Origin of the sequence: Thermococcus sp., assembly GCF_027008145.1 — an archaeon.
GTDB lineage: Archaea > Methanobacteriota_B > Thermococci > Thermococcales > Thermococcaceae > Thermococcus.
Genome location: NZ_JALTCZ010000110.1, coordinates 1 through 2,114 on the forward strand (window position 1 = coordinate 1; position 2,114 = coordinate 2,114).

Here is a 2,114-nt window from a genome sequence, read left to right on the forward strand (position 1 = left end):
CCTCCAGCCGGGACTGTCGGTTATAGCCCACGCGATTGAAGAGGCCAGGAGAATCTTCCAGAGGATGGAGAGCTACGTCGTCTATCGCATAACCGAGACGATAAGGGTTCTCTTCTTCGTAACGTTCGCCATACTTGTCTTCAACTTCTATCCAATAACGGCGATAATGATAGTCCTCCTTGCCCTCTTTAACGACGCTCCCATACTGGCTATAGCGTACGACAACGTCGTAACGCCGAGGAAGCCCGCCCGCTGGAACATGTACAAAGTCCTTGTCCTCTCCACTCTCCTTGGATTCGTCGGTGTGGTAAGCTCCTTCCTCCTCTTTTACATAGCCGAGAGGGTTCTCCTGCTCAGCAGACCGGAGATACAGTCCTTCGTCTTCCTAAAGCTCGCTGTGGCGGGGCACCTCACGATATTCGTGACGAGGGCGAGGGGGCACCTCTGGGAGAAGCCCTACCCAAGCGGCCTCCTCTTCTGGTCAGCGGTGATAACAAAAGTCCTCGCGACCCTCATAGTGGTCTACGGCATCTTCGTGACCCCAATAGGCTGGAAGCTTTCGCTCCTCATCTGGGGCTACGCCCTCGCCTGGATGCTGGCACTCGATGAGGCAAAGGTGGTCGTCCTCAGGAGGATGGAGGGACTTTAAGGGGCCCCCATATTCGTTCCTCACTCCTCGGCCAGATGCCTCAGCTCAAGGGCATCTCCGAGAACGCCGAGGGCCTGTATGACCTTGAAAGCAACGCCTATCCCGAGGAGAGCAACTGCGAAGACCAGCCTCGCTTCTCGGAGCCCGACCAGGTCAACGACAAAGCCGTATGCGGTATAGAAGGTTGCCATAACGATAGCCGAGAGCATCATGTCGAGGGAGGTTATAGTGGCTCTCTTTTCGCTCGGTATTCTGTGCTGGAACTCTACGGAGAAGTTGAAGGCAAAGGCCGCATTCACCAGTGCGGCGACCATTCCGAGGACGACAACAAAGAGCGGGTTCATATAGATGGCCGAGAGGAGGGTTAAAAGCGGGGTTAAAACCGGCGCCAGTCCGTAGGTTTTTCTGCTCCACTCGTCCTTCAGTCTCACTCCCAAGAGCCTGGGGATGTTCTTGATGAGGACCTCAATGACTCCGAGGAGTCCGAGGGTGCCCATCAGGGTTGTCCCGAGGCTCTTAGCGAGCATCTCCCCGAGGTAGGGCTCGAAGAACTTCCTGAACTGATTCATCGAGATGCCCACAAAGATGGAGAAGAGCACCAGCCAGAGTACATCATGCTTAAAGAGCTCCCTCATGGAGCCAAGTACGTGTAGGTGGTAGGAAACTTCCGGCTTCTTGAACTCGTACTCAGGGATCGAGAGGGCCACGAGAAGCATGGCGAGCTCCACCCCCAACGTCATCGCAAGTGGCAGGGTAAACCCGTAGAACTGGGCAAGAAAAGCGCCCAGGGGAAGCGTGACTGCCGAGAGCAGGAGGCTGAGGCTTTTAGCATCCTTCATGACCTCCCTGAACTTTTCCTCAATCCCGAGGTGCTTGAGGTTGTCAAAGAGCCACGCCTGAAGACTGCCACTCACGAAAGTCGCCCCGAGGGAGGAAATGAGGACGTAGGCGATTAGCATTGGAAAGTTCCGGAGGAAGATGAGCAAGAGCGTGCCGAGGGAGAAAATGGCAATTCCTATGAGGACGCTCGTCTTTCTGCTCACCCTGTCGGCGACGACGCCCGTGGGAATCTCAAAGAGAAAGAAGCCAAGGGCGCTTAGGGCACTAATAAGGCCAATTTGGCCGTAGGTGAAGCCCTTCTGGAGGTAGTAGATCACGAGGAGGTTTCCAAGAAAGCCCGTGCTCATTAGGACGAGGAGAAGCTTGAACCTCTCCGGGATGTCCATTTGACCACCTCCAGAGGTCGAAACAGGAGAATTTAAAGCTTTGGGCAGGAACCCTTAAAATCCCCGGTCTTACCCTGATTGGGAGTAAGATGGGGGCGGTAGAGATCCGTTGAATAAACCCCGCTCCCCTTACCCGAACAGACCAAGGGCCGGTCCGAGCGTTATAGCCATGCTCAGCAGTCCACCGAGGATTAAAGCTGGAACCGCCTGCTTCTTCTCTATGCCGAAGACGTAAGCAG

At 55.2% G+C, this 2,114-nt stretch carries 2 protein-coding genes and 1 pseudogene; 1 reads left to right on the forward strand and 2 read right to left on the reverse strand.

The window, feature by feature from the left end:
• Window positions 1–649: hypothetical protein (locus MVD07_RS05480; RefSeq protein WP_297499488.1), on the forward strand; the 649-nt coding region annotated here is incomplete at its 5' end.
• 20 nt (window positions 650–669) lie between these two features.
• Here the strand turns inward: MVD07_RS05480 and MVD07_RS05485 are convergent.
• Both MVD07_RS05485 and MVD07_RS05490 read right to left on the reverse strand, forming a co-directional pair.
• A complete protein-coding gene (locus MVD07_RS05485) occupies window positions 670–1,875 on the reverse strand; it encodes an MFS transporter (protein WP_297499490.1) in 1,206 nt (401 codons plus the stop codon).
• Between the two features lie 129 nt (window positions 1,876–2,004).
• Window positions 2,005–2,114: pseudogene (locus MVD07_RS05490) on the reverse strand (ligand-binding protein SH3); the annotation flags it as partial.